Source organism: Vibrio satsumensis (assembly GCF_050337435.1).
Classification (GTDB): Bacteria; Pseudomonadota; Gammaproteobacteria; order Enterobacterales; family Vibrionaceae; genus Vibrio; species Vibrio satsumensis.
The window spans coordinates 99,677-121,386 of the sequence record NZ_JAKJSX010000006.1 but is presented as its reverse complement, the minus strand read 5'-3'; the positions used below and the strand labels follow the sequence as shown (position 1 = coordinate 121,386).

The window sequence follows — 21,710 nt, the reverse complement described above, 5'->3', positions numbered from 1 at the left end:
TTTGAAGTATGTATTTATGCTCCGTATGAACACTAGAAAACAAAAGTTAATCGTTTGTTAATTGCCATAAAACCGGAGTATGATACTGGATTACTATTTAGGATTTGGCTGTCATGAGTGCATCAACAGCGAGCTGGAAAACGCCGCAAAACTTCTTATTACTGATTTCGATTGTTGTCCCTATCGCGTTTTCGAGCTGGATGGCTCTGTTGAATAACTTCGTGATTGAGAAAGCGAACTTTGATGGTGCCGATATTGGCTTGTTGCAAAGTGTTCGTGAGATCCCAGGCTTCTTAGCGTTTACCGTGGTATTTGTGTTGGCATTTATTCGTGAGCAACGCTTTATGTTGATATCGCTGGCGATGCTGACCGTGGGCACGGCGATAACCGGTTTATTCCCTTCACTCACAGGCTTGTTGCTGACGACGGTTTTGATGTCGACGGGCTTTCACTATTTTGAAACGCTGAAGCAGTCTCTGTCACTGCAATGGTTGAGTAAAGAAGAAGCGCCCGAGATGCTGGGTAAAATGATCTCAGTCGGCGCACTGGCATCCTTAATCACTTATGGATCGATTTGGATGATGCTAGAGCAACTTAAACTCGATTTTGCTTGGGTGTATGGCATCACTGGCGGCATTGGTTTTATTTTGGTTTTGGTGATGACCTTTGGTTTCCCAGAGTTTCAGACCAAGACTCAACAGAATAAGAAATTGGTGCTGAGAAAGCGTTACTGGCTCTACTACGCACTGACGTTCATGAGCGGAGCAAGAAGACAAATCTTCACGGTGTTCGCAGGCTTCTTGATGGTAGAGAAGTTCGGTTACTCAGCCGCTGACATAACGTTACTGTTCTTAATCAACTATCTGTTTAACTTCTTGTTCGCCAAACGCATTGGTAAGTTTATTGGTGTGGTGGGTGAGCGGAAGGCGCTGATTTTTGAGTATGTCGGTTTGATAGGAGTGTTCGTTGGGTATGCTTTAGTACAAACGGCGGAGTGGGCAGCCGCGCTGTATGTTGTCGATCATCTGTTCTTTGCGTTGGCATTGGCGATCAAAACCTACTTCCAGAAAATTGCAGATCCTGCTGACATGGCCTCAACCGCCGGTGTCTCTTTCACCATCAACCATATTGCCGCGGTTGTTATTCCAGTCGCGTTTGGTGTGATTTGGTTATCGTCTCCCGCAACGGTTTTCTACATTGGTGCAGTGATGGCGGTGGTTTCTTTGGCGCTGTCTTTAAACATCCCCAAGAAGCCTGAAGAGGGCAACGAAGTTCGAATGTTTAGCTGGCGTTAAGTTGGTTTCAATCTGATGAGATAAACAAAAAGCTCCAATAGCGATATTGGAGCTTTTTTGTATGTGCTATTTGGTAGTCAAAGGCGTGGCGTTCTAAACGGATTGCTTCCTATGCCGCCTGTTTTTCTAATGAGCCAGAAAAGCGCTTCTTGTAGCTGCGCAGCATACTCAGGCTGAATATGGCTGTTACGGTTTCCGCGAACAGAATACTTGCCCAAATACCTTGTTCTGGGAATAGCTTAGGTAAAATGACGATACCCAATGCGACGAAGACGAAGCCACGTCCAAGAGATATCAGTGTTGCTTGTTTGGGTTTTGCCGTTGCCTGAAACAGGTTGGCGATCACCAAGTTGACTCCCATCAGTGGTACAGCAAAGAAGAAGAACGTCAATGCAGTGGCTGAAAGTTCAATCAAGTCACTTGAAGCACCTAGATAAATGGCTGCTATTTGAGGAGCAAACAGGTACACAATAACCATAAACACCAAACCACTACCAATTGCACTTTTTAAACCTAAGCGAAAAATCGCTTCGATGCGGTTTGGTTGGTTGGCTCCATGATTAAAGCTGATGATTGGCTGGCAGGCTTGAGCGATTCCGACCATTACAAACAGGGCGAATACCCCAACGTTTGCCGTTAAGCCATAGGCGATAATATGATTCTCACCAAACTGATGTAGCAACACGTAGTTGAACAATAAGATCGTCATCGCTGCGGTTACTTCAATGAAGAATGTCGGTGTACCTATTTTTAGGATGCTTGGCAGTTTGCTCAAACCAATCCCTTTTAAGCTCATTTCCAAGGTGCCTTGTCTACGTACAAAGTGGCTTAATAGAATACAAGCGATAACACCTTGAGCAATTGCTGTGCCGTAGGCCGCGCCTTTCATGCCCCAGCCAAATTCTAAAACGAAGAAGTAGTCTAAAACTAGGTTAACCACAGCACCTATCGACATCGCGTAAGTCGCCAGTTTTGGGTTGGTATCGTTACGAACAAAGCATGACATGACCCAAGCTAACGAGTACAACACAAAGAATGGCAGCATCACAGACAGGTAATCGTGAGTCAGTTCAGCCATGTAACCAGAAGCGCCCATTAACGCAATCATGTCGTCTAGAAAATACAGGGCAATGCTGACTGAAATGGTGCTAAGCACAGCGGTACTGAGCATGGATTGGCTAAACAGGGTTTGACCTGACGTCGTGTTCCCTTTACCGACTTCGATAGACATAAGAGCTGCGCCGCCAATACCCACCATCATGGCAATGGCGGTGAATATTGAAAAAGCAGGGATGGTCAAAGCGATAGCACCAAGCCCATCAGGGCCAACACCGCGTCCGACAAACCAAGCATCTCCCATGATAAAAAGAGACTTGATCACCATGCCCGTTAGTGCGGGCCAAAGGTATTGATAAAAGGATTTTGAGATAGGATCGGTTTTGAGATTAATGCTCATTCCAGAAAGCTCCCAGCAAATTGGATGAAATAAAGAGGGAGCATTATCGGAACTTAATTGGATTCTAAAAAGGGATTATCTGCGCATTATGTTGCACGATCTGCACATCGAGCTCGAAACTCTGCAGGAGACTCTTTCATCTGCCCACGATAAAAACGACTGAAATAGGCAGGGTCTTCGAAGCCAAGTTCAAAGGCGATGGTTTTAATTGTCTTGGTCGAAAAGATCAGTTCTCGGTTCGCTTCTAAGATGGTTCGATCATGGATTAACTGAGTGACCGTTTTACCTCGTTCCGCTTTGACTATTTCGTTGATGCGCTTGTTAGTTATCGACAGTGCTTGCGCATAAAACTCGCAATGTTTGTGTGTTGTGTAATGTTGTTCAATCAAATCAACAACCTTGTTTACTCGACTGTCGCGCACTTCGCCTTTCAATGAGGACTGGGTTGCGAAGCGTAGTATGTAGCGTAAAAAACTATTAACGAGCGACTCTACTAGGTCCCAGTCGCTCTCTTCTCGTGCACATTCTTCTTTCAGCATGTCGAAAATAGGCAACAGGTAGCGGTTGCCTTCTTCAATGCAATCCAAATAGGGAGGGCGGCTTTGGTGCATGGCAAAAACAGTATCGACCAGCTGAGTGTTGCGGTGATTGGTTTTAACAAAGCCAGGGGTAAATACCAGTAAACGAGCACTTTCTCCCACCAGTTCTGAGCGATGTACTTGACCAGGAGCAATGGTAAAAATACGCCCGACTTTGTTGTCGTAATCGACGAAATCAATACTCTGACTACCGAGATCATCCACACACCACACCAACTCCCAATACTCATGTCTGTGCGGTTCTAAGAACGCATCGTCGCTGTTAGTCAGTTCCTCAACCCTACAAGGTTGACCTTTAATCAGACGCATGTGTTTGATGAGAGTTCTCATGACATTCCTTGGTTGGAGAAGGGCGCTGAAGGCTATGACCAAAGCCGACAATGATTGGTGTTTCTAATGTAGTCGATTACGACTTTTAAGTCATTTGCTTGCCATTATCAATGAGTGATGGGCAGAGAAAGAATGGACGCGGTGAAACAGATAGGAGTGTATGCAAAGAGGAGTGTGGTAGAAGCTTCGATACGAGTAGCTAAATAGAACCCTAGAAGCACATTACGAGCTTCTAGGGTGATTCATAGAGCTTAGTTGCTGCTCGCTGTTTTTAACGAAGAACGCAGCTTAAAGATCCCTTTTGGTGCCTTGGTCAGTAAGATGCCACAAAGTAGAGGGAGCATCATAAGCAGAGACTGTTCAGATAGAACTTCACCATTGATGTAACAAGAGATCAGCAGCGCAACCACTGGGAAAATAAGGAAACAAATTGATGCTTGGAACGGTGTCGAAACCTGTCCTAGTTTAAAGTAAGCCACAATGCCACCTACACTCGCTACAAAACCTAGATAAACTACAGCTGAAATTGAATCCCAAGTGAAAGATTCAACATTCACGTTTTCACCAGTTGCCGACACAGCAAACAAGAAAATCGCAGCAATAAAACTTGGTACCGCGTTGTAAGTTAGTACTTCGATTCCTTTACAGTGCTTTTGAACCAGCACATACATCACTGCATGAATGGCAACAGCAAGGCCTAAACAAATCGTGCCGATAAGGTAGTCATCGCCACCCATTTGCATTTCGGTGCCAAGGATTAAACATAGGCTGACAACTGCGGTGATCAAGCCGAAGATTTGATGCTTCGCCAAGCGCAGGCCTAGGAATAAGCCAGACATCAGCATGACAGCAACCGGCATGTTCGCAAAAATGATCGATGCTAAACCAGAAGAGATGTATTGCTCACCATAGATCATCAAAGTGAACGGAATAGCAAAATACATCAGTGCCACAATAAGCAGCCATTGACGCTTGCCCTTCGGAAATAGCAAAGGTTGTTTAAAGACTTTCGCTAATACTGCGAGCAACGGTGCTGCTAGGAGAAAGCGCAGTCCGGTAGCAAAAATGGGTGGGATAGAGTGCAATGCCACTTCCATAGCGAACCAAGTGGTTCCCCAAATTAAGCAAACAGAGACAAAAAGCAAGATAGTTAGCGACTTCGAATTCATGGTGACTACTCATTAATAATTATTTTAAATCATAGGCTTGTAGCGCCTTAATGACGTGGCACAGTATAAGCAGGTCACCGGAGAAAAGTTTTGTCTTTTTGTCTTTAATTGCAATGATTTGTGGAAATATGACCTATTAAATAACCATTAAAGGTAAAAATTTTCCATAAAGTTGGACTAGGTTAAAGTCATTATTCTTTGTGAGGTTTTGTTGAACGATAGAAAGTTAAAACTGAGGAAGAAGCGGTGAAATTGATTTAAGTCGATTACGGTATTCGCAACTGATTGGAAAGGCTACTACATGAAGTAAAAAGCCCCTTTATTCAAATAAACTATAAAGGGGTGAGAGCTACCACACGAAACGGTAAACTAAAAACGTAGGTTGAAGCCTAGCTCAACGCTGCCATCAGAACGAAATACGTCTCCTGGGCTAACGCGTTTTTGACCGAATGTGTATTTCACATAAGGTTCTACCCATTTGGGCTTTAGGGTAAAAGTGACGTCTTGGCTATTGTAATAACCTTTTGAACCCGTTAATTGGCGGTCATGACTGAATGAATAAGAGAAGTTCATAAACTCTGTGGGAGAGTAACTAGTCCCAACCGTGTTCTTCCATTCTCTGTCTGTCATATCTATGAGGGATAAAGAAACATCGCGCCATTCGTGCGAAGTGCTGGCAAAAACCATAATATTGTTCGTGATGGCAGTGCCCCCAAATAAGCCGATGTCGTAGATATCGATAAGGTCAGCTCGGCCATAACTCACGAAAGCTTCAGTGTAAAAGTTACCTAGCATCAAGCCGTAACCAGTCCCTATTTCTAGGTAACCTTCCGAGTCAATTTCTGCACTGATGTTGATCTCTTCAGTTGCTTGAATAACTCCAGATACAGTACCTATCCAGTTGTCTCCAGCTTTAGCTGTTTGAAAGCTTAAGCTTGGCTCATGATAATTTAATGTTTGTAATTGATGGTCGTTTGCACATACGGCAAGGGGCATCAATAAAGTGATTAATAGTCGTTTCATCGTGTTCTCAACTCTCAAATAAAAAGGAGCCGCTAATAAGCGGCTCCCTTGCTTTTGCATTTATTATTTTTTATTAGCTGCGGCTAGCGCGGTCTTTGACAGCTTGCTTAATTTGCTGACGTTGTTCTTGAGATAGAGATTGGATCTTCGATTTTAGTTCAGCTTTCTGTACTGCATTCGAGCTATCTAATTCAGGTAGGTTAGCGTCTGGTGCAGGGACAAATGTCCATGAACCGTCGCCACGAAAAACTTCAAGCTTGTTGCCGTTCTCGCCGGTGATTGTCACCATACGATCTTCTGGGTTAACAGCTGGGCTCAATTCAATCTTAACAACACCATAAGCTTCCGTAGATAGGTGTATCTTATTGACTTGGTCATTTCGGTTTCGCTCAACGTGACCTAGCGCATTTCCGTCACTATCAACAATGTTGTCGTTGCCATTAATGAAGGCAACTGGTTCACCATTCACCATTAATACCTCATCAACAATTACAATATCTTTTGCCACAGGGTTACCGTTACCATCGTGAATTGGATTGGATGGAGTTCCTGCTGGAATAAAAGTCCACGTTCCATCACCACGGAAGATTTCAAGTTTGTTTCCGTTTTCACCCGTAATGGTTACCATACGATCTTCCGGGTTGACTGCTGGGTTAAGCTCAATTTTGACAAAACCGTAGATGTTAGTAGAGATATGTAGAGTGTTTATTTGGCCATTTTTATTGCGCTCGACGTGACCAATCCCATTGCCATTTGCGTCAACAATTCGGTCATCTGCATTGATGCCTGCAATAGCTACACCATCAACAATCAGTTCACCATCGATCACAGCAATATCTTTACCAATTGGGTTTTCTACGTCATCGTAGATTGGTAAATCAGGTGTACCTGAAGGAATAAAAGTCCACGAACCATCCCCACGGAAGATTTCAAGCTTATTACCGTTTTCACCAGTCACCGTAACCATACGGTCTTGTGGGTTTACAGCAGGATTCAGTTCAATTTTTACTGAGCCATATGTATTTGTGCTTACATAGACTTCGTTAACTTGACCATTTTTATTACGTTCAACGTGTCCAATGGCATGACCATCTGCGTTGACGAGTCTATCGTTTCCATCAACATACGCTACGACTTCGCCATTGACTTTTAGCTCTTCATCTACCACTACAATATCTTTTGCTACTGGAACACTTGGTTCTACAAACTCCGGGTTGTCAGGGTGTTCTGGAGAGACTTCGATAGGGTTGCTTGGACTCATTTCGATTGGGTTGCTTGGCGTCACCTCTATAGGATTCATTGGTGTCGCACCACCACTTGAACCAGAAGAAGAACAACCAGCTAGGAAAGAGGCTGCGATAAGTGTGCTTAATAATTTTAGTTTCATGGTTTACTCTCAAATATTGTATAGGAACAAAGGTTGCTTCTTGCAGTGTTATGTGGCGTTCCTAGCCGATGAGAGAAGTATACGGATTGAACAAAAAAGCCTCTAATCCCTTAAGAGAATAGAGGCATTAACGATGAGTTATTAATGAAACCTAGTAAAGAAGGTAATAACCGTTAGTTATCATTGAGCAATAGCTCGAGTTTTTTCTTGAGCCATAATGTGACTGGGCTGTTTCGGTTTTTATGGTGGTAATACGCACAAACAGTTGGTTGGACGTCTGCACTATCGAATAATAATTTAATTGCTCTGAGTGAGGTCTTTTGCTCAATTTCTAGAAATTTGGAAGCCGGAAAGATCATGTCAGAGTTTCTGACAACATCAATAACAGCTGAGGGCAACTCTGAACGAAATCCTATATTTGCGGTGTGACCTTTTATTTTAAGTATCTTTTCTGCAAGCGATTGGTGTGAGTTCCAATCTACAGCGATGACAGAGGCTAATTCGAAATTGACGCCATCTTTGACTTCTAAATAATCATTTTCGTAGGGGTGATCTTCTCGTACATATCCCTTAAATGTGTCTTTCGCAATTGGCTGTTGAAGCAGCTCTTTTGGCGCGTGATTGATTTCATAATTTAAGCCGATATGTACTTCATCATTGATGATGTCGGTCATAGTAGTACCAGACCAGTTCAACAGCTGAACCTGTACCAAGGGAGCTTCTGCTCTTATTGCTTTAAAAAGTTTACTGGAAAGGGACGAAAGCAAATAAGGAGAGAGAGCGACTTTAATCACACCTTGCAGCTCTTCAGGGTTGAACTCATTACTACTGTTTAATGCAGAAGAAAGCTCATCGAGTATCGGAGAAATACTCTCAGCCAACATATTCGCGTGTTCAGTTGCTCGTAAGCCGTGATGCGTTTTGACAAAGAGCTCATCGTCGAAATGATCGCGCAATCGTTGTAGAGCTTTACTTATCGCAGGCTGAGATACGAATAGGCGCTCGGAGGCTTTACGCATGTTTCTTTCTTGATGAAGAATGATAAAAGTGCGAAGTAAATTTAAATCTAAGTTCGAGAATAGATCTTTTGCCATAAGGAGCACCGAATGATTATGAGTTCTTTAATCATAAGTTGGTAACCGCTTGAGAACAAATAGAAAACGTATATAGATGTGATGCTAATAAAACAAAACCCGCACTTGGCGGGTTTGTTGGGCTCTGGAATAGATACTTTCTATATGCGCTTGCTATTGAGTAACAGGTTTAATTTGCTTGGACTGTCTAATTGCCAAAATAAGTTGTGGGAGCAGCGACATCACGATCATGCCAGTCATTAACGAGTATTGGACTGCAGTGAATGATTCACCCATCAACACCATACCAGTCACGATGCCGGCTACTGGGTTTGCAATACCACCGAAGGTGAAATCAACCACTGACATACGTTGCAGTAACCACACATACATGCCGTATCCCAGCGCTGTGTTTAGGCCAATCACCCACACTAGCCCCATAGCATTACGAGTATCGAAATGAGTCACTGCGTTAACATAAGGCTGCGGGTCGATGAATGCATGAACGCCAGAAGCTACGGATAAAATCGTACCACCCAAAATCAGTTGCCACGTTAATACCTTCCACCAGTGCATGCGATTACCCAGTGACTTGGTAATGCTGCTGCCGATAACGATACACATGATTGCGGCGAACATGGCACCCAAACCGATCGGGTTTAATGCTATCTGACTCGGGTTAAATAGCACCCACGCCAACGTGATTAAGCCAATACCAGACAAGGCTTGAATCAAATGCGGGCGTTGCTTTTTCACTACCCAGTGAAAGATCATCGCAAATACAGGCACGGAGATCATGCCTACACCAGAGATGGCCGAAGGCAGCGTTAACGCCATTACGAAGATCAAGCCAAAGAAGGTCGCAATATTGATAAGGCCCAATGTGAAAATGATTTGCCACTCGCCTTTTTTAGGCAGTGTAGGTTTTACTGCTAGCAATAACAAACCAGCAGGTAACGCACGCAAAGCGCCCAATAATAATGGTGGCCACTCCTGTAGCGTAAATTGCGTCACTGCATAGGTTGTTCCCCAGAAGAACGCGGGGATCATTGCTAATAATATGTTCATATAAAATATCTTTACATTAAGATAACTGTTGTGTGAACTGTATACTGAGAACTAGTGGTTGTAAAGTATCTTTATGTTAAACTAGTTTAAAGTAATCAGACTAACAACGGAGTGAGATTGCAAATGGATGCTATCGACCGCGTAGTAGAGCAATGGGCAAAGGAAAAGCCTGAGCTAGAAACTGAGCCTATGGCAATGATGGGCCGGATTATGCGAATTGCCAAGTATATGGAGACGCAAGTTGCCGAGCTTCATAAAAAATACGACATGAAGCTGGGTGAGTTTGATGTGCTAGCCACCTTGCGACGTTCTGGAAAGCCTTACAGACTGACTCCGTCAGAACTGATCGGGTCGATGATGCTGACATCTGGCGCGATGACCAATCGCCTTGATAAGCTAGAAGCTAAAGGGTTGATCAGCCGTGAGCACAGCAAAGAAGACCGACGTAGTGTGAGTGTCCAGCTAACCAAAGATGGTCTCATTCTGATTGACCAAATGATGATTGAGCATGTCGAAATGCAGAAAAAACTGGTTAAATCCATGTCTGCGAGTCAGAAGAAGAACACTAACCAACTCCTGAAAACGTGGCTGAGTGCTTACGAATAGTTTTGCTGATCTTTCTTTAGATTCATTAAAAAACCGAAGCTTAATCGCTTCGGTTTTTTGTTCCTTTCTAAGAGTTTCAAGTACAAAGAATTGGTGAATTAAGCTTGCAGCATTTCATCACTGAACAGTTCCGCGCACCCAATACCATTGATGGCGCAGCTTTCGTCTATATCTGAAATGTCACCGCTTACCCCAATAGCGCCGAGTACCGTTTTATCCTTGTCTCGAATTAGTAAGCCCCCTGGTACTGGCACCATATTACCGTGTGCGAGTACGTTTACGGCGGAGATAAATGCTGGTCTGGTGTCAGCATCTTGGGCGAGTTTTCTAGAGGAACAACCCAGTGCGAGTGCTCCCCACGCTTTAGCGATAGCGATGTCTGGTCGCATCATGCTAGAGCCGTCTTGACGTTGCAAAGAAATCAACTTGCCACCACTGTCTAAGACGGCGACCGTCAAAGGCTCGGTGTGGATCTTGTTTCCTGCTTTTAAGGTTCCATCTATGATGGTTAACGCTTGTTGTAGAGTCAAACTTCCCATGTTATCTCCTAGTTTTTCAAGGGGCATATGTACCAAGCTCAGTCAGCCAATTGCTACTCATGTTCATGAATACCATTGACGGATTCAACTTGGTACAAGAGTCCTAACTGGACTCTTGTAGTAGCCCATAGCTGGGTAAAGTTAGGAAGGCAGCGAACTCATCGGCTGTAGAAAGTTGATAGAAAAGATCGGCTGTCTCTTCAAATCGACCAGCTGCATAACGCGAGTCTCCGACTTCATGTTTTATCGTGTCTAGCTCTTGGTAAAGCCAAGAGTGGAACAGTTGTTTGGTAAAAGTTTGGCCGTCATCAAGTGTGACTCCGTGGTGGATCCATTGCCAGATGTTGGCTCTTGAGATCTCAGCGGTTGCGGCATCTTCCATCAAACCGTAGATAGGCACACAACCGTAGCCTTGGATCCAAGCCTCAATGTAATAAAGCGCGATGCGTATGTTTTTGCGCACGCCCGCTTCGTCACGGCTTCCTTCACAAGGTTTCAATAGCGTATCTGCGTTGATCACATGCTCAGGGCTTTGGAAATCCATTTGGTTTACTTTGCCATCAAGGTGCTTATCAAAGATCGACATTGCTAAATCAACCAATGCTGGATGCGCTACCCACGTGCCATCGTGACCATTTTGAGATTCTCTTTGCTTGTCTTCGATAACCTTGGCGGTGACACGCGCCATCTCTTGAGGATCTTTTGCTGGAATGAAGGCTGACATACCACCCATTGCCAGTGCACCGCGTGCGTGACAAGTGCGAACCAACAGTTGGCTATACGCGTTAAGGAACTCTTGATCCATCCCGATCCCATGACGGTCAGGCAGGATGCGGTCTTTATGGTTCTTCAGCGTTTTGATGTAGCTGAAGATGTAGTCCCAGCGGCCGCAGTTCATCGCTACGATATGATCACGCATGGCATACAAAATCTCTTCCATCTGGAATACAGCAGGAAGCGTTTCAATCAAAACGGTCGCGCGAATGGTGCCTTTTGGTACATGGAAATAGTTTTCGGTGAAGCTGAAAATATCGTCCCACCACTGTGCTTCTTCCATGCTTTCTAGCTTTGGAATGTAGTAGTAAACGCCTAAACCTTGTTGTGCGCGTGATTGATAGTTATGGAAAAAGTACAAAGCGAAGTCCATCAAGCAACCACCGATAGGCTGATTGTTAAATTGGATGGACTGCTCTGGTAAATGAATGCCACGTGGACGAGCAATTAGTAGCGCTGGATCGTTATTTAACTGGTAATTCTTTTGCTTCTTTTCATCGAAGTAGCTAATGGTACCGAGGTTGGCGTCTCTAAGGTTGATTTGTCCCTCGACCATATTGGCCCAAGTTGGGGAAGACGCATCCTCAAAGCAGCACATGAAGACTTTGGCTCCTGAGTTCAGAGCGTTAATCACCATCTTGCGCTCGATTGGGCCGGTGATCTCCACGCGGCGATCCAGTAGCTCTGGTGGTGGTGTTGCCACTTTCCATTCTTTATTCTGGCGAATAGAGATAGTGTCTTTTCTGAAATTGGGTAACTCCCCCTCGTCGTATTGAGCCTGTTTTGTGTCGCGGTCACTTAGCAGGGCATGACGGCGATCTCCAAACTTATTCACGAGAGCTTCTAAGAATTTTAATGCATCTTTAGACAAGATCTCTTTGTACTCGGAGTTGTCCATATTCCCGAGTACCTGCATACACTGTACTTCTTCTCTCTCTTTTACGTCATTCATCATTGTTGTCTCCTTTAAACAATACGATGCTATTTTGTATACAAAATGCTCTTTTTAAGGATATTTATATTGCATAAATTGTAAACAAGCAAAAGGTATTTAACATTTATTTATCATTTGATCTTTTTGTAATTTATTTTTACGTAAAGATATTTTATGTAAAGCAATGAATTGTAAGCTTTTCAGGCTTGTTTGCTGTTCAAGAGGATAGGTTGATGTAACAAAAATGTTTCAATCTAGGGTTGATAAATGCTGAGGATGATTCATAGTGTACAAAAGTTAGTTTAATTGTATACAATCTGAACTGGAGGTTCGAATGGCAATTATGAAAGCGATTGAAGCAGCGGTAGAAGTGCTTAAACGTGAAGGCGTAGACATCGCATTTGGTGTTCCCGGCGCAGCAATAAACCCTATGTATGCGGCTATGAAAAAGCTCGGAGGAATCGACCACGTCTTAGCTCGTCACGTAGAGGGTGCATCCCATATGGCTGAAGGGTACACGCGTACCAATCAAGGTAATATTGGTGTGTGTATTGGTACCTCTGGTCCTGCGGGCACGGATATGATCACGGGTCTGTATTCTGCATCTGCAGATTCGATTCCAATTCTATGTATCACAGGCCAAGCGCCACGTGCTCGTCTTCATAAAGAAGATTTTCAAGCGGTCGACATTGAATCTATCGCTAAGCCAGTAACAAAGTGGGCAACCACGGTACTGGAACCTGCACAAGTGCCACGCGCATTCCAAAAAGCGTTTCATTTAATGCGTTCGGGTCGTCCCGGCCCAATCCTGATTGACCTGCCTATCGATGTTCAGCTGGCTGAAATTGAGTTTGATATCGATACCTATGAACCGCTAGAACCATATAAGCCACAAGCAACACGTGCGCAGGTTGAGAAAGCACTAACCATGATGTCTCAATCTGAGAAGCCGCTGATTGTATCTGGGGGTGGCGTAATTAACGCTGGCGCATCTGAGTTGCTGCAGCAGTTTGCAGAAATCACGGGTGTACCGGTTATCCCAACCTTGATGGGCTGGGGTTCTATCCCAGATGATCATGAATTGATGGCCGGCATGGTGGGGCTACAAACTTCTCACCGTTACGGCAACGAAACTATGCTCAACTCTGATTTTGTATTTGGTGTAGGTAACCGCTGGGCAAACCGTCATACCGGCTCTGTCGATGTTTACACCGAAGGACGCAAGTTTGTGCACGTTGATATTGAACCGACCCAAATCGGTCGAGTGTTCTGTCCTGATTTAGGTATTGTTTCTGATGCGAAAGCAGCACTTGAATTAATGGTTGAAGTTGCTCAAGAGTGGCGTGATGCAGGCAAACTGCCAAACCGAAATGCTTGGGCAAGTGAGTGTCAGGAACGCAAATCGACCATGCTGCGTAAAACCAATTTCGATGAAGCACCAATGAAACCAATGCGTGTTTATGAAGAGATGAACAAGGCATTTGGTCGTGACACTTGCTATGTGAGCACCATTGGTTTGTCGCAAATTGCTGCTGCTCAATTCCTGCATGTTTATAAGCCACGTAACTGGATCAACTGTGGTCAGGCTGGCCCTCTAGGTTGGACAACCCCTGCGGCATTGGGTGTACGTGCAGCTGATCCGGACCGCGATATTGTCGCTATCTCTGGTGATTATGATTTCCAATTCATGATCGAAGAACTGGCGGTAGGTGCCCAATTCAACCTGCCATACATTCATGTGTTGGTGAACAACTCATACCTAGGTTTGATTCGCCAAGCACAGCGCCAATTTGATATCGATTATTGTGTACAACTGGCGTTTGATAACCAGAATGCGCCTGAGCTTGAAGGCTACGGAGTTGACCATGTCGCGGTTGTGGAAGGTTTAGGTTGTAAAGCGATTCGAGTTCGTGAGCCTGAGCAAATTGCCGCTGCGTTTGAGCAAGCAAAAGAGCTGATGAATAAGCATAAAGTCCCGGTTGTTGTTGAGCTAATTCTTGAGCGAGTAACCAACATAGCAATGGGTATCGAGATCAATGCCATCAATGAGTTCGAACCGCTTGCCGAAAGCCGCGGCGATGCCCCGACAGCGCTTGCATACAAGTAGCTTTGTTGTACGTGTACCCGTTGAGCCAAAGCTTGGCTCAACGGAGAAGTTCCAAGAAATCGGAGCTTCACTAAATAGACATAGCTTCACCAAATAAAGAGTAAGGACAGAGTCATGGCAAAATTTGCAGCAAACTTGTCAATGTTATTCACGGAAGTTGATTTTATGGATCGCTTTGAAGCCGCAGCAGAAGCGGGCTTTCAGGGCGTGGAGTACCTTTTCCCGTATGCCTTTGAGGCAGACAAAATTAAAGAAAAGCTTGTCGCTAATAATTTAGAACAAGTGTTATTTAACCTACCAGCAGGGGATTGGGACGCCGGTGACCGTGGTATCGCGGTCGACCCAGCTCGAGTCGAAGAGTTTCAAGCGGGTGTACCTAAGGCGATTGCTTACGCTAAAGCGCTCGGTTGTACCCAAGTGAATTGTTTGGCTGGGATAGTTCCGCAAGGTGTGACCCAACAAGATGCGCAATCGGCGTTTGTGATTAACCTGCATTACGCAGCGAACGCGCTAGCAGCAGAAGGGATTAGCCTAGTGATTGAAGCGATCAACACGCGTGATATTCCGGGCTTCTTCTTAAATACCACTGAGCAAGCCAAAGCGATCATTAAAGAGGTAGGGAGCGATAACCTTTCTATCCAATACGATATTTATCACATGCAAATTATGGAAGGCGACTTAACGCCGACCATGCAACAAAACATTGGCCAAATCGCCCACGTTCAACTGGCTGATAATCCAGGTCGACACGAACCGGGGACGGGAGAAATCAATTACCCATTCGTGCTCAATTATCTTGATGAGCTTGGCTATCAAGGCTGGGTTGGCTGCGAGTACAAGCCAAAAACAACGACTACAGAAGGCCTTGGTTGGCTACACCAGTACCGTTAATTCCGTCTGGTAACCCTCAAACGTTAAGGAGAACAACATGTCTAAAATTGCATTTATCGGTACTGGCATCATGGGTAAACCTATGGCGAGTAATCTTCAAAAAGCGGGTCACGATATCTTTCTATCAGACCACTTCAATGAAGCTCCTGCTGATCTGGTCGCAGCGGGCGCAACAGTCTGTCACTCACCCGCGGAAGCGGCAGAGGCGGCGGATGTCATTATCCTAATGGTGCCAAACACACCTCAAGTTGAAGACGTACTGTTTGGTAACAACGGAGTAGAGCAAGGCCTAGCTGCGGGCGGTGCGACTGGAAAACTGGTTATCGATATGAGTTCAATCTCGCCTATCGCGACCAAGGCCATTGCCGCTCGCATCAATGAAGGTGGCGCTTCTTACCTAGATGCTCCGGTATCGGGTGGTGAAGTAGGTGCTATCAATGCCGCACTGACCATTATGGTTGGTGGCGAGCAAGACGCCTTTGACAAAGCCCGTCCGCTATTCGAAATCATGGGTAAGAACATCACGCTGGTGGGTGATAACGGTGCTGGCCAAACGTGTAAGGTTGCTAACCAGATCATCGTTGCACTGAATATTGAAGCGGTATCCGAAGCCTTGGTATTTGCCTCAAAAGCCGGTGCTGATCCAGCGCGAGTTCGTCAGGCACTACTAGGTGGTTTTGCTAACTCTAAGATCCTGGAAGTTCATGGCGAGCGTATGGTTGAAGGCACATTTGACCCAGGTTTTAGAATCTCGCTTCACCAGAAAGACCTGAACCTTGCGCTAACGGGCGCACAAGAGTTAGGTGTCGCACTACCGAATACGGCGAACGCTCAAGAGTTGTTTGGTGAGTGTGCCGAAATGGGCGGTGAAGGCTGGGACCACTCTGCGCTTATCCAAGCGATAGAGAAGCGTTCTGACCACTCTATTCGCTAATATCCGTAACGATTAATCCGTCTCAATTCATTGGCTTTTGTCGCTGTAGTGGCTTTGTTGTAAAGCTTTGTCGCTTCAGTAGGGCTAAGGCTAATGAATCTGGGCTGCCATTACATGTAATGTCGAATTGTGAATCTACTTTGCGCCTCGACAGAGCTGCGATGTGCGAGCCCACCAGTTTCAAACAGTTTGTTTATAAATCGCGTAGTTTCGTCTCCTTTTATACGCGTTCCTGATACGAGGCAGAGGTTGAAGTTGTTCCTTTCCAACTTAATCTTAGCAGGCACCCTTTCGCCTTGTATCGGGGTTCTTTTTTTCTCCGTCAACTAAGGAGTGGCTGATGGACATTGATGCTAAGCAGTTTCTGCAAACCCTTTTCTCAAGTGCTGTAAATGAGGCACTACCAAAAAATCACATCGAACCTTTTCTACCTCAAGACATTTTTTATCGCTCTGCTAATCAAGCTGGGCGCACTGTCGTGATCGGAGCGGGAAAAGCTGCAGCGTCAATGGCGGCGGAGCTTGAAGCCGTATGGCAAACAAAGAAGCAACAAGATCTTGCACTGCGTGACCTTGAAGGTTTGGTCGTGACTCGCTATGAGCACACGGCTCCTTGCGAACACATTGAGGTGATTGAAGCGGCGCACCCAGTTCCAGACGCGATGGGTTTAGAAGTGAGTCAACGTATGTTGCAACTCGTTAATGATCTTAGTGCTGATGATACTGTGATCTGCTTGTTGTCGGGTGGAGGCTCTGCGTTATTGAGTTTACCGGGTGGTGATATCAGTTTGGCAGAGAAGCAACAAATCAATAAAGCGCTGCTTAAGTCGGGTGCAGCCATTGATGAGATGAATTGCGTTCGTAAGCATTTATCTTCAATCAAAGGTGGTCGACTTGCCAAAGCGGCATACCCAGCAAGAGTTGTGTCTTTGGCAATATCTGATGTGCCGGGAGACGATATTAGTGTGATTGCCTCTGGCCCAACCGTACCTGATACCACCACTCGCTTTGATGCAATGGCAATCTTAGAACGCTACCAAATTGAAACACCACGCTCGGCATTTGAATGGCTCAATAACCCTGAGTCAGAAACCGTTAAGCCGGATGATGTGTGTTGGAAGAATGCAGAGCATCATATTATCGCAACTCCAATGTCAGCATTAGAATCTGCCGCTGCAGAAGCTGAAGGTTTGGGGATCCCCGCTTACGTGTTGAGTGACTGTATTGAAGGGGAAGCGCGAGAAGTAGCGAAGGTTCATGCTGCCCTGGCTAAGCAAATTGCTGACAATAAGCACCCATTTGAGACGCCTTGCGTGATACTTTCTGGTGGTGAGACCACGGTGACCGTTAAAGGGAATGGCCGTGGCGGGCGAAATTGTGAATTCCTTTTAAGTTTGTATAACGAACTTAAAGGCCAAGACAATATATTTGCTCTGGCTGCCGATACTGATGGTATAGATGGTGTAGAAGATAACGCCGGTGCATGGATCACACCTCAAACATGGCAGCAAGGTTCGAACCTGTCGCTTAAAGCGCAAGACTACCTTGACGCGAACAACAGCTACGACTTCTTCAAGCAAGTCGGTGTGTTACTGAGCACGGGGCCGACGCTAACCAACGTGAATGACTTCCGCGCGATATTGATTCTTTAATCTGAACGGTGCGAATAGCCCCCAAAATATTAGCGTTGGAAAGCTAGCAGTATTGAATGGTCGCTCTTCTGCACATAAGAACGACCATTTTATTGCTATCAATGTTGTGACCTCGAGTTCTGAGATTATCTTCTGGACTAATGAAGCACGTTGATTACTATGGCTTAAGTAATGAGTTGTAAAGGATGCAATATGTCTAGGATCAGACAAAAGAATCAAGATTTAATCATCGAAGTCGCGTGTGAACAATTCGCCACTCATGGTTATGCCGCAACAAAAATGGCTGATATCGCAAAAGCGGCCGACATTCCCAAACCTAACGTATTCTATTATTTCAGCTCTAAAGATAAGCTCTACAACGCTGTGCTTGAAACCGTCACTCAGCCCTTGCTAGAAGCATCTCGTCCGATTGAAGAGCTCAGCGATCCTGTTGAAGCTTTGTCTCAATATATTCAAACCAAGCTGATTATTTCTCGCGACCATCCACATGCTTCTAAAGTATTTGCCAATGAAGTGATGTCGGGCGCGAAAGTGCTGCCGAAAGAGATTGGTGATGAGCTGTATAAGCAATCGCAGATGATTCTTGATAAGTTCTCAACGTGGTCAGCACAAGGTTTAATGGATGACGTTCCTGCGCACCACCTGATGTTTACCATCTGGGCGGCTACCCAAACCTACGCCGATTTTGGTTGGCAGATTTGCAGCGTGATGCAGAAAGAGCAGCTCGATGACAAAGATTATGAAGAAGCCGCTGAGTTTATCACCCAGCTAGTTATTAAAGGTTGCGGTGTGAAAGGAAAGTCTTAGTTAACATGGGCTTGGAGTGAATCCCTCATTCATACTTTGTTACATGTGATGTTCCATTAAAGTTATAAGTACGCTGTACCACAAGTTTGTTTTTATAGTATCTTGTTCCTTATTATCTGTTTTAATAGTTTCTAAGTAGGCAAGATGAAAAGCTCTAAGGGTTTTACACTGATCGAACTGGTGTCTGTGATTGTTCTTTTAGGTGTACTCGCCGTAACCGCTGCCCCTCGTTTTCTTAATTTTTCTAGTGATGCAAAAGACTCAGTCTTGTTTGGTTTAAAAGGAACGCTGCTTTCTGGTCTAGATATCGTTTACTCAGAACATAAAGTGGCGGGAGAACCGAACGAACTTGAGGTAAACGGTGAGATGTTGAGTTTTTGGGATGAAGAGACTCAACAGAGATCAGAATACCCTTTAGCGTCGTCAGCATTAGAGTGTGAATCGATTTGGAATGTAATAACGACAGGCATTCGAGCAAGCGTTGATAGTATAGATTCAGATTCGTTGGTTGCTGTGTTTGATGCGCAAAATGCTGCGTGCCAGTACTATTATTACAACGCCCCAGTTCTGTCTTCTGCAAGCGCGATGGCAGGAGCTTCAAATCAAAGTTTTAGCTCTCATGGTTTCTTAACTTACGTCGTTGGCACTAGAGGTGTTGAAATCGGTGATGGTGGTGGCTCGATGCCTGTAGACCCTGTAGACCCTGTAGACCCTGTAGACCCTGTAGACCCTGTAGACCCTGTAGACCCTGTAGACCCTGTAGACCCGGATCCCGAACCAGACCCAGATCCTAAGCCACCTTGGGAAAGGCCGTGCTGGGATGACGATAGCGTTGAAGCCAATGATCGTGAACCGTGTGAAGATGATGATCCGGAAGACCCAGAGGACCCTTGCGACAGGTGGGACCGAAGAGATAACGAAACCTCTCCATTCGATCGAGACTGGGAGCCTTGTGAGGACGACGATTAAATAGCAAAAGGACATCATTCGATGTCCTTTTTTGTATACGCAGTTTCTTGTAAGAGTCGCTTTTGAATAGATGCAGCTTTTATACATCGTTTCGAGCAAAAGTCGCAGTGCAGCCCGCGGGATGTAGGCTCGTGTCTGACTGGGCGTTATCTATTAGTGTGGATCTCCAGTCGTAACTGTCTCCGATGCGTTTTACAATGATGAGGCCAAGGCCGTGTTCCGTTTTTGTATCATCATTTAATCCTGCGCCAGTATCTGAAACCGCAATCGTGTTGTAGTTGATGCTCACTACAATCTTACCTTGTGTGGTAAATCGAATCGCATTTTCAATGTAGTTCTTAAGCACCATATTGACGATTGGCAAAGGCATGTTAAGCGTAGTATTTGGCTCAATGTTTAACTGTAGTTCAACATCTGGAGCCAACATCGTGTGGTACTTCGATAAATCGATAGCGGCTTCATCGATAGCCGTTAGTGTCTTTTCGGCGGAAGAGTTCTCTTGCTTAACGATGTTCAGCAGTACTTCAACAGTAGAACTCATGCCGTTTGCGGCTCCAAGAATACGTTCTCGTTGCTTAGCTTGAAATACAGGATCATCGGGTTTCATGGCTTGCAACTCTGCAGCGCCAATAACAATTGAGATCGGTGTTTTCAATTCGTGGCTAGCGTATTTCGCAAACATCATCTCTTGTTTGGCAAGCCTGTCTTTCATTGTCGAGTAACTGTTGAGGTGCGAGGTGAGCATCTGCAACTCATCAACCGTGTGGTCGGGTACTTTGAAGTTGTCAGATTCAAGTTTAGTGAGTTGAGTACTGAGCTCTGAAATGGGCGCCATTAGTTGGTCGAACACTCGCTTGAGTGTAATCCGCAATACTATGATCAGTCCGATCATCAACAGAGTCGAAATCGCCATCAATACGCCCCAACTGTCGTCCCACAGATCCATGTCAAATGAGCTGATGGTGATATAAGTAGGAATGGTTTTTCCCTGGTCTTCAAAAGCAAAGTGGTAGACGAGCACACCGGGAATAAGAATGTCCTCTTCAGATAGTCTAATCTCAAACCGTTGACGATCGACCGTTTCCAACGCCATTGGCGGTAGCTTTTTCAGTTGGTCGGTAAAGTCTGCCTCACCATAGTAGGCCGTTACGTTTTCCGACAGTTTGAGGCTGCCTTCTGGAGAAAGAAGGCGGTAAAACTGCTGTGCCACCCCTTTATATGATTTTAGGTGATTCTCGATTTGAGCTTCTTCTTGCCACACCAAGCGTAGCGAGAAAACGAAAAAGACAATGCATGAAGAGACAAGTGCGATGACCGAAAACGTTCGCATAGTGCGGATTCTGACATCCTCAATTGAGTTGCCTAGCTTTGTGCGAATTTTCATGCGGATTGAGGCTCATTGTTAGACACGATTAATTGAAAACCGTGTTTAGGAATGGTCTTGAGCATAGGAAAATCGAAGGGTTTATCGAGCACGTTTCGTAATAGGTAGATATGGCTGCGGAGTACGTCTTTGTCTGGAATGTCATCGCCCCAAAGCATGTAGATGAGGCTTTCACGAGACACGACGCCACCTTGAGCTTTGACTAACTCTCTCAAAATTTGAAACATGATAGGGGTTAGGTTGAGTGATTGACCACTTCTTGATGCGGTATGTGTTTTTGCATCGATGATCACTTCACCAAAGCTCAACGACTTTTTGGCGACTAAGCCTTTATTGCGTTTTATCAGTGCTGACAGGCGAGCTTCTAATTCAGGAAACTTGAACGGTTTGGTTACGAAGTCGTCGGCACCTGAATCAAAGCTACTTAATAGATCTTCTTGGCCATTCAATGCTGTTAGCATCAATATTGGAGTGGTTACGCCATTTTGGCGTAACTTAGACGCCACTTGCATTCCGTCAAGCTTGGGCAGCATTACATCGAGAATGATAGCGTCGAAGTCGTTTTCCATCGCAAGTTTGAAACCTTGCTCGCCATCAGAAGCGAAGTCTGCCACGGCCTCTTTTACTTCTAAGAAGTCGGCAATAATGCCTTGTAGTTCGATATTGTCTTCAACAACCAAAATACGACTGCGTTCAAGCATCGCTCTGCTCCCA

Annotated in this window: 19 protein-coding genes; 8 read left to right on the top strand and 11 right to left on the bottom strand. The window is 45.0% G+C overall.

Annotation, left to right across the window (positions count from 1 at the left end; translation table 11 throughout):
- The first annotated feature begins 113 nt into the window (after positions 1 to 113).
- Positions 114 to 1,295, top strand: a complete 1,182-nt coding sequence (locus tag L4C44_RS08075; RefSeq protein WP_428804820.1) for an MFS transporter — start codon at positions 114 to 116, stop codon at positions 1,293 to 1,295.
- Positions 1,296 to 1,404: 109 nt separating this feature from the next.
- Here L4C44_RS08075 and L4C44_RS08070 read toward each other — a convergent pair whose 3' ends face one another.
- The 7 genes from L4C44_RS08070 to L4C44_RS08040 all read right to left on the bottom strand — a co-directional run bounded on the left by L4C44_RS08070 (position 1,405) and on the right by L4C44_RS08040 (position 9,400).
- Positions 1,405 to 2,751 (bottom strand): MATE family efflux transporter, encoded by a 1,347-nt coding sequence (locus tag L4C44_RS08070; protein ID WP_372385402.1) that lies wholly within the window; start codon positions 2,749 to 2,751, stop codon positions 1,405 to 1,407.
- An 86-nt stretch (positions 2,752 to 2,837) separates the two neighbouring features.
- On the bottom strand, positions 2,838 to 3,680 hold the full coding sequence (locus L4C44_RS08065; RefSeq protein WP_428804819.1) for a helix-turn-helix domain-containing protein: 843 nt from the start codon (positions 3,678 to 3,680) through the stop codon (positions 2,838 to 2,840).
- Between the two features lie 251 nt (positions 3,681 to 3,931).
- Complete coding sequence (locus tag L4C44_RS08060; RefSeq protein WP_428804818.1) at positions 3,932 to 4,849, bottom strand: DMT family transporter; 918 nt, start codon at positions 4,847 to 4,849, stop codon at positions 3,932 to 3,934.
- A gap of 369 nt (positions 4,850 to 5,218) precedes the next feature.
- A complete protein-coding gene (locus L4C44_RS08055; protein WP_285954788.1) occupies positions 5,219 to 5,872 on the bottom strand; it encodes a hypothetical protein in 654 nt (217 codons plus the stop codon).
- A 73-nt stretch (positions 5,873 to 5,945) separates the two neighbouring features.
- On the bottom strand, positions 5,946 to 7,259 hold the full coding sequence (locus L4C44_RS08050) for a hypothetical protein (protein ID WP_372385396.1): 1,314 nt from the start codon (positions 7,257 to 7,259) through the stop codon (positions 5,946 to 5,948).
- Positions 7,260 to 7,432: 173 nt separating this feature from the next.
- Entirely contained in the window at positions 7,433 to 8,353 is a 921-nt protein-coding gene (locus L4C44_RS08045; RefSeq protein ID WP_428804817.1) for a LysR family transcriptional regulator, read from the bottom strand.
- Positions 8,354 to 8,506: 153 nt separating this feature from the next.
- Positions 8,507 to 9,400 (bottom strand): DMT family transporter, encoded by an 894-nt coding sequence (locus L4C44_RS08040; RefSeq protein WP_285954785.1) that lies wholly within the window; start codon positions 9,398 to 9,400, stop codon positions 8,507 to 8,509.
- Between the two features lie 123 nt (positions 9,401 to 9,523).
- On the opposite strand from L4C44_RS08040, the gene L4C44_RS08035 reads away from it, so the two are divergent.
- A complete protein-coding gene (locus tag L4C44_RS08035) occupies positions 9,524 to 10,006 on the top strand; it encodes a MarR family winged helix-turn-helix transcriptional regulator (protein WP_428804816.1) in 483 nt (160 codons plus the stop codon).
- Positions 10,007 to 10,104: 98 nt separating this feature from the next.
- On the opposite strand, the gene L4C44_RS08030 is transcribed toward L4C44_RS08035, so the two are convergent.
- On the bottom strand, positions 10,105 to 10,545 hold the full coding sequence (locus tag L4C44_RS08030) for a GlcG/HbpS family heme-binding protein (protein ID WP_060980973.1): 441 nt from the start codon (positions 10,543 to 10,545) through the stop codon (positions 10,105 to 10,107).
- 103 nt (positions 10,546 to 10,648) lie between these two features.
- Entirely contained in the window at positions 10,649 to 12,274 is a 1,626-nt protein-coding gene (aceB, locus tag L4C44_RS08025) for a malate synthase A (RefSeq protein ID WP_428804815.1), read from the bottom strand.
- 313 nt (positions 12,275 to 12,587) lie between these two features.
- Here aceB and gcl point away from each other — a divergent pair, with 313 nt between their 5' ends.
- The 6 genes from gcl to L4C44_RS07995 all read left to right on the top strand — a co-directional run bounded on the left by gcl (position 12,588) and on the right by L4C44_RS07995 (position 19,612).
- Positions 12,588 to 14,360 (top strand): glyoxylate carboligase, encoded by a 1,773-nt coding sequence (gcl, locus tag L4C44_RS08020; RefSeq protein WP_428804814.1) that lies wholly within the window; start codon positions 12,588 to 12,590, stop codon positions 14,358 to 14,360.
- Positions 14,361 to 14,474: 114 nt separating this feature from the next.
- Entirely contained in the window at positions 14,475 to 15,251 is a 777-nt protein-coding gene (hyi, locus tag L4C44_RS08015; protein ID WP_215402795.1) for a hydroxypyruvate isomerase, read from the top strand.
- A gap of 37 nt (positions 15,252 to 15,288) precedes the next feature.
- Positions 15,289 to 16,185, top strand: coding sequence for a 2-hydroxy-3-oxopropionate reductase (locus L4C44_RS08010; protein WP_086714501.1), 897 nt, complete (start codon positions 15,289 to 15,291; stop codon positions 16,183 to 16,185).
- A gap of 340 nt (positions 16,186 to 16,525) precedes the next feature.
- Entirely contained in the window at positions 16,526 to 17,836 is a 1,311-nt protein-coding gene (locus L4C44_RS08005) for a glycerate kinase type-2 family protein (RefSeq protein WP_428804813.1), read from the top strand.
- Between the two features lie 192 nt (positions 17,837 to 18,028).
- The gene (locus tag L4C44_RS08000) at positions 18,029 to 18,643 is read left to right on the top strand and encodes a TetR/AcrR family transcriptional regulator (protein WP_146490258.1); all 615 of its coding nucleotides are present in this window, start codon (positions 18,029 to 18,031) and stop codon (positions 18,641 to 18,643) included.
- Between the two features lie 144 nt (positions 18,644 to 18,787).
- Complete coding sequence (locus tag L4C44_RS07995) at positions 18,788 to 19,612, top strand: type II secretion system protein (protein ID WP_428804812.1); 825 nt, start codon at positions 18,788 to 18,790, stop codon at positions 19,610 to 19,612.
- Between the two features lie 79 nt (positions 19,613 to 19,691).
- Here the strand turns inward: L4C44_RS07995 and L4C44_RS07990 are convergent, their stop codons facing one another.
- Positions 19,692 to 20,942 carry a sensor histidine kinase gene (locus tag L4C44_RS07990; RefSeq protein ID WP_428804932.1) on the bottom strand — a complete coding sequence of 417 codons (1,251 nt, stop codon included), beginning with the start codon at positions 20,940 to 20,942 and terminating at the stop codon, positions 19,692 to 19,694.
- A 50-nt stretch (positions 20,943 to 20,992) separates the two neighbouring features.
- Complete coding sequence (locus L4C44_RS07985; protein WP_428804811.1) at positions 20,993 to 21,697, bottom strand: response regulator transcription factor; 705 nt, start codon at positions 21,695 to 21,697, stop codon at positions 20,993 to 20,995.
- Between the last annotated feature and the right edge of the window lie 13 nt (positions 21,698 to 21,710).

Coding starts and splice junctions, on each gene's coding strand:
- L4C44_RS08055 (WP_285954788.1), bottom strand. CDS start 5,872: ATGAAACGACTATTAATCACTTTATTGATGCCCCTTGCCGTATGTGCA.
- L4C44_RS08040 (WP_285954785.1), bottom strand. CDS start 9,400: ATGAACATATTATTAGCAATGATCCCCGCGTTCTTCTGGGGAACAACC.
- L4C44_RS08000 (WP_146490258.1), top strand. CDS start 18,029: ATGTCTAGGATCAGACAAAAGAATCAAGATTTAATCATCGAAGTCGCG.
- hyi (WP_215402795.1), top strand. CDS start 14,475: ATGGCAAAATTTGCAGCAAACTTGTCAATGTTATTCACGGAAGTTGAT.
- L4C44_RS07995 (WP_428804812.1), top strand. CDS start 18,788: ATGAAAAGCTCTAAGGGTTTTACACTGATCGAACTGGTGTCTGTGATT.
- L4C44_RS08060 (WP_428804818.1), bottom strand. CDS start 4,849: ATGAATTCGAAGTCGCTAACTATCTTGCTTTTTGTCTCTGTTTGCTTA.
- L4C44_RS08065 (WP_428804819.1), bottom strand. CDS start 3,680: ATGAGAACTCTCATCAAACACATGCGTCTGATTAAAGGTCAACCTTGT.
- aceB (WP_428804815.1), bottom strand. CDS start 12,274: ATGATGAATGACGTAAAAGAGAGAGAAGAAGTACAGTGTATGCAGGTA.
- L4C44_RS08070 (WP_372385402.1), bottom strand. CDS start 2,751: ATGAGCATTAATCTCAAAACCGATCCTATCTCAAAATCCTTTTATCAA.
- gcl (WP_428804814.1), top strand. CDS start 12,588: ATGGCAATTATGAAAGCGATTGAAGCAGCGGTAGAAGTGCTTAAACGT.
- L4C44_RS08045 (WP_428804817.1), bottom strand. CDS start 8,353: ATGGCAAAAGATCTATTCTCGAACTTAGATTTAAATTTACTTCGCACT.
- L4C44_RS07985 (WP_428804811.1), bottom strand. CDS start 21,697: ATGCTTGAACGCAGTCGTATTTTGGTTGTTGAAGACAATATCGAACTA.
- L4C44_RS07990 (WP_428804932.1), bottom strand. CDS start 20,942: ATGCGAACGTTTTCGGTCATCGCACTTGTCTCTTCATGCATTGTCTTT.
- L4C44_RS08030 (WP_060980973.1), bottom strand. CDS start 10,545: ATGGGAAGTTTGACTCTACAACAAGCGTTAACCATCATAGATGGAACC.
- L4C44_RS08050 (WP_372385396.1), bottom strand. CDS start 7,259: ATGAAACTAAAATTATTAAGCACACTTATCGCAGCCTCTTTCCTAGCT.
- L4C44_RS08005 (WP_428804813.1), top strand. CDS start 16,526: ATGGACATTGATGCTAAGCAGTTTCTGCAAACCCTTTTCTCAAGTGCT.
- L4C44_RS08035 (WP_428804816.1), top strand. CDS start 9,524: ATGGATGCTATCGACCGCGTAGTAGAGCAATGGGCAAAGGAAAAGCCT.
- L4C44_RS08075 (WP_428804820.1), top strand. CDS start 114: ATGAGTGCATCAACAGCGAGCTGGAAAACGCCGCAAAACTTCTTATTA.
- L4C44_RS08010 (WP_086714501.1), top strand. CDS start 15,289: ATGTCTAAAATTGCATTTATCGGTACTGGCATCATGGGTAAACCTATG.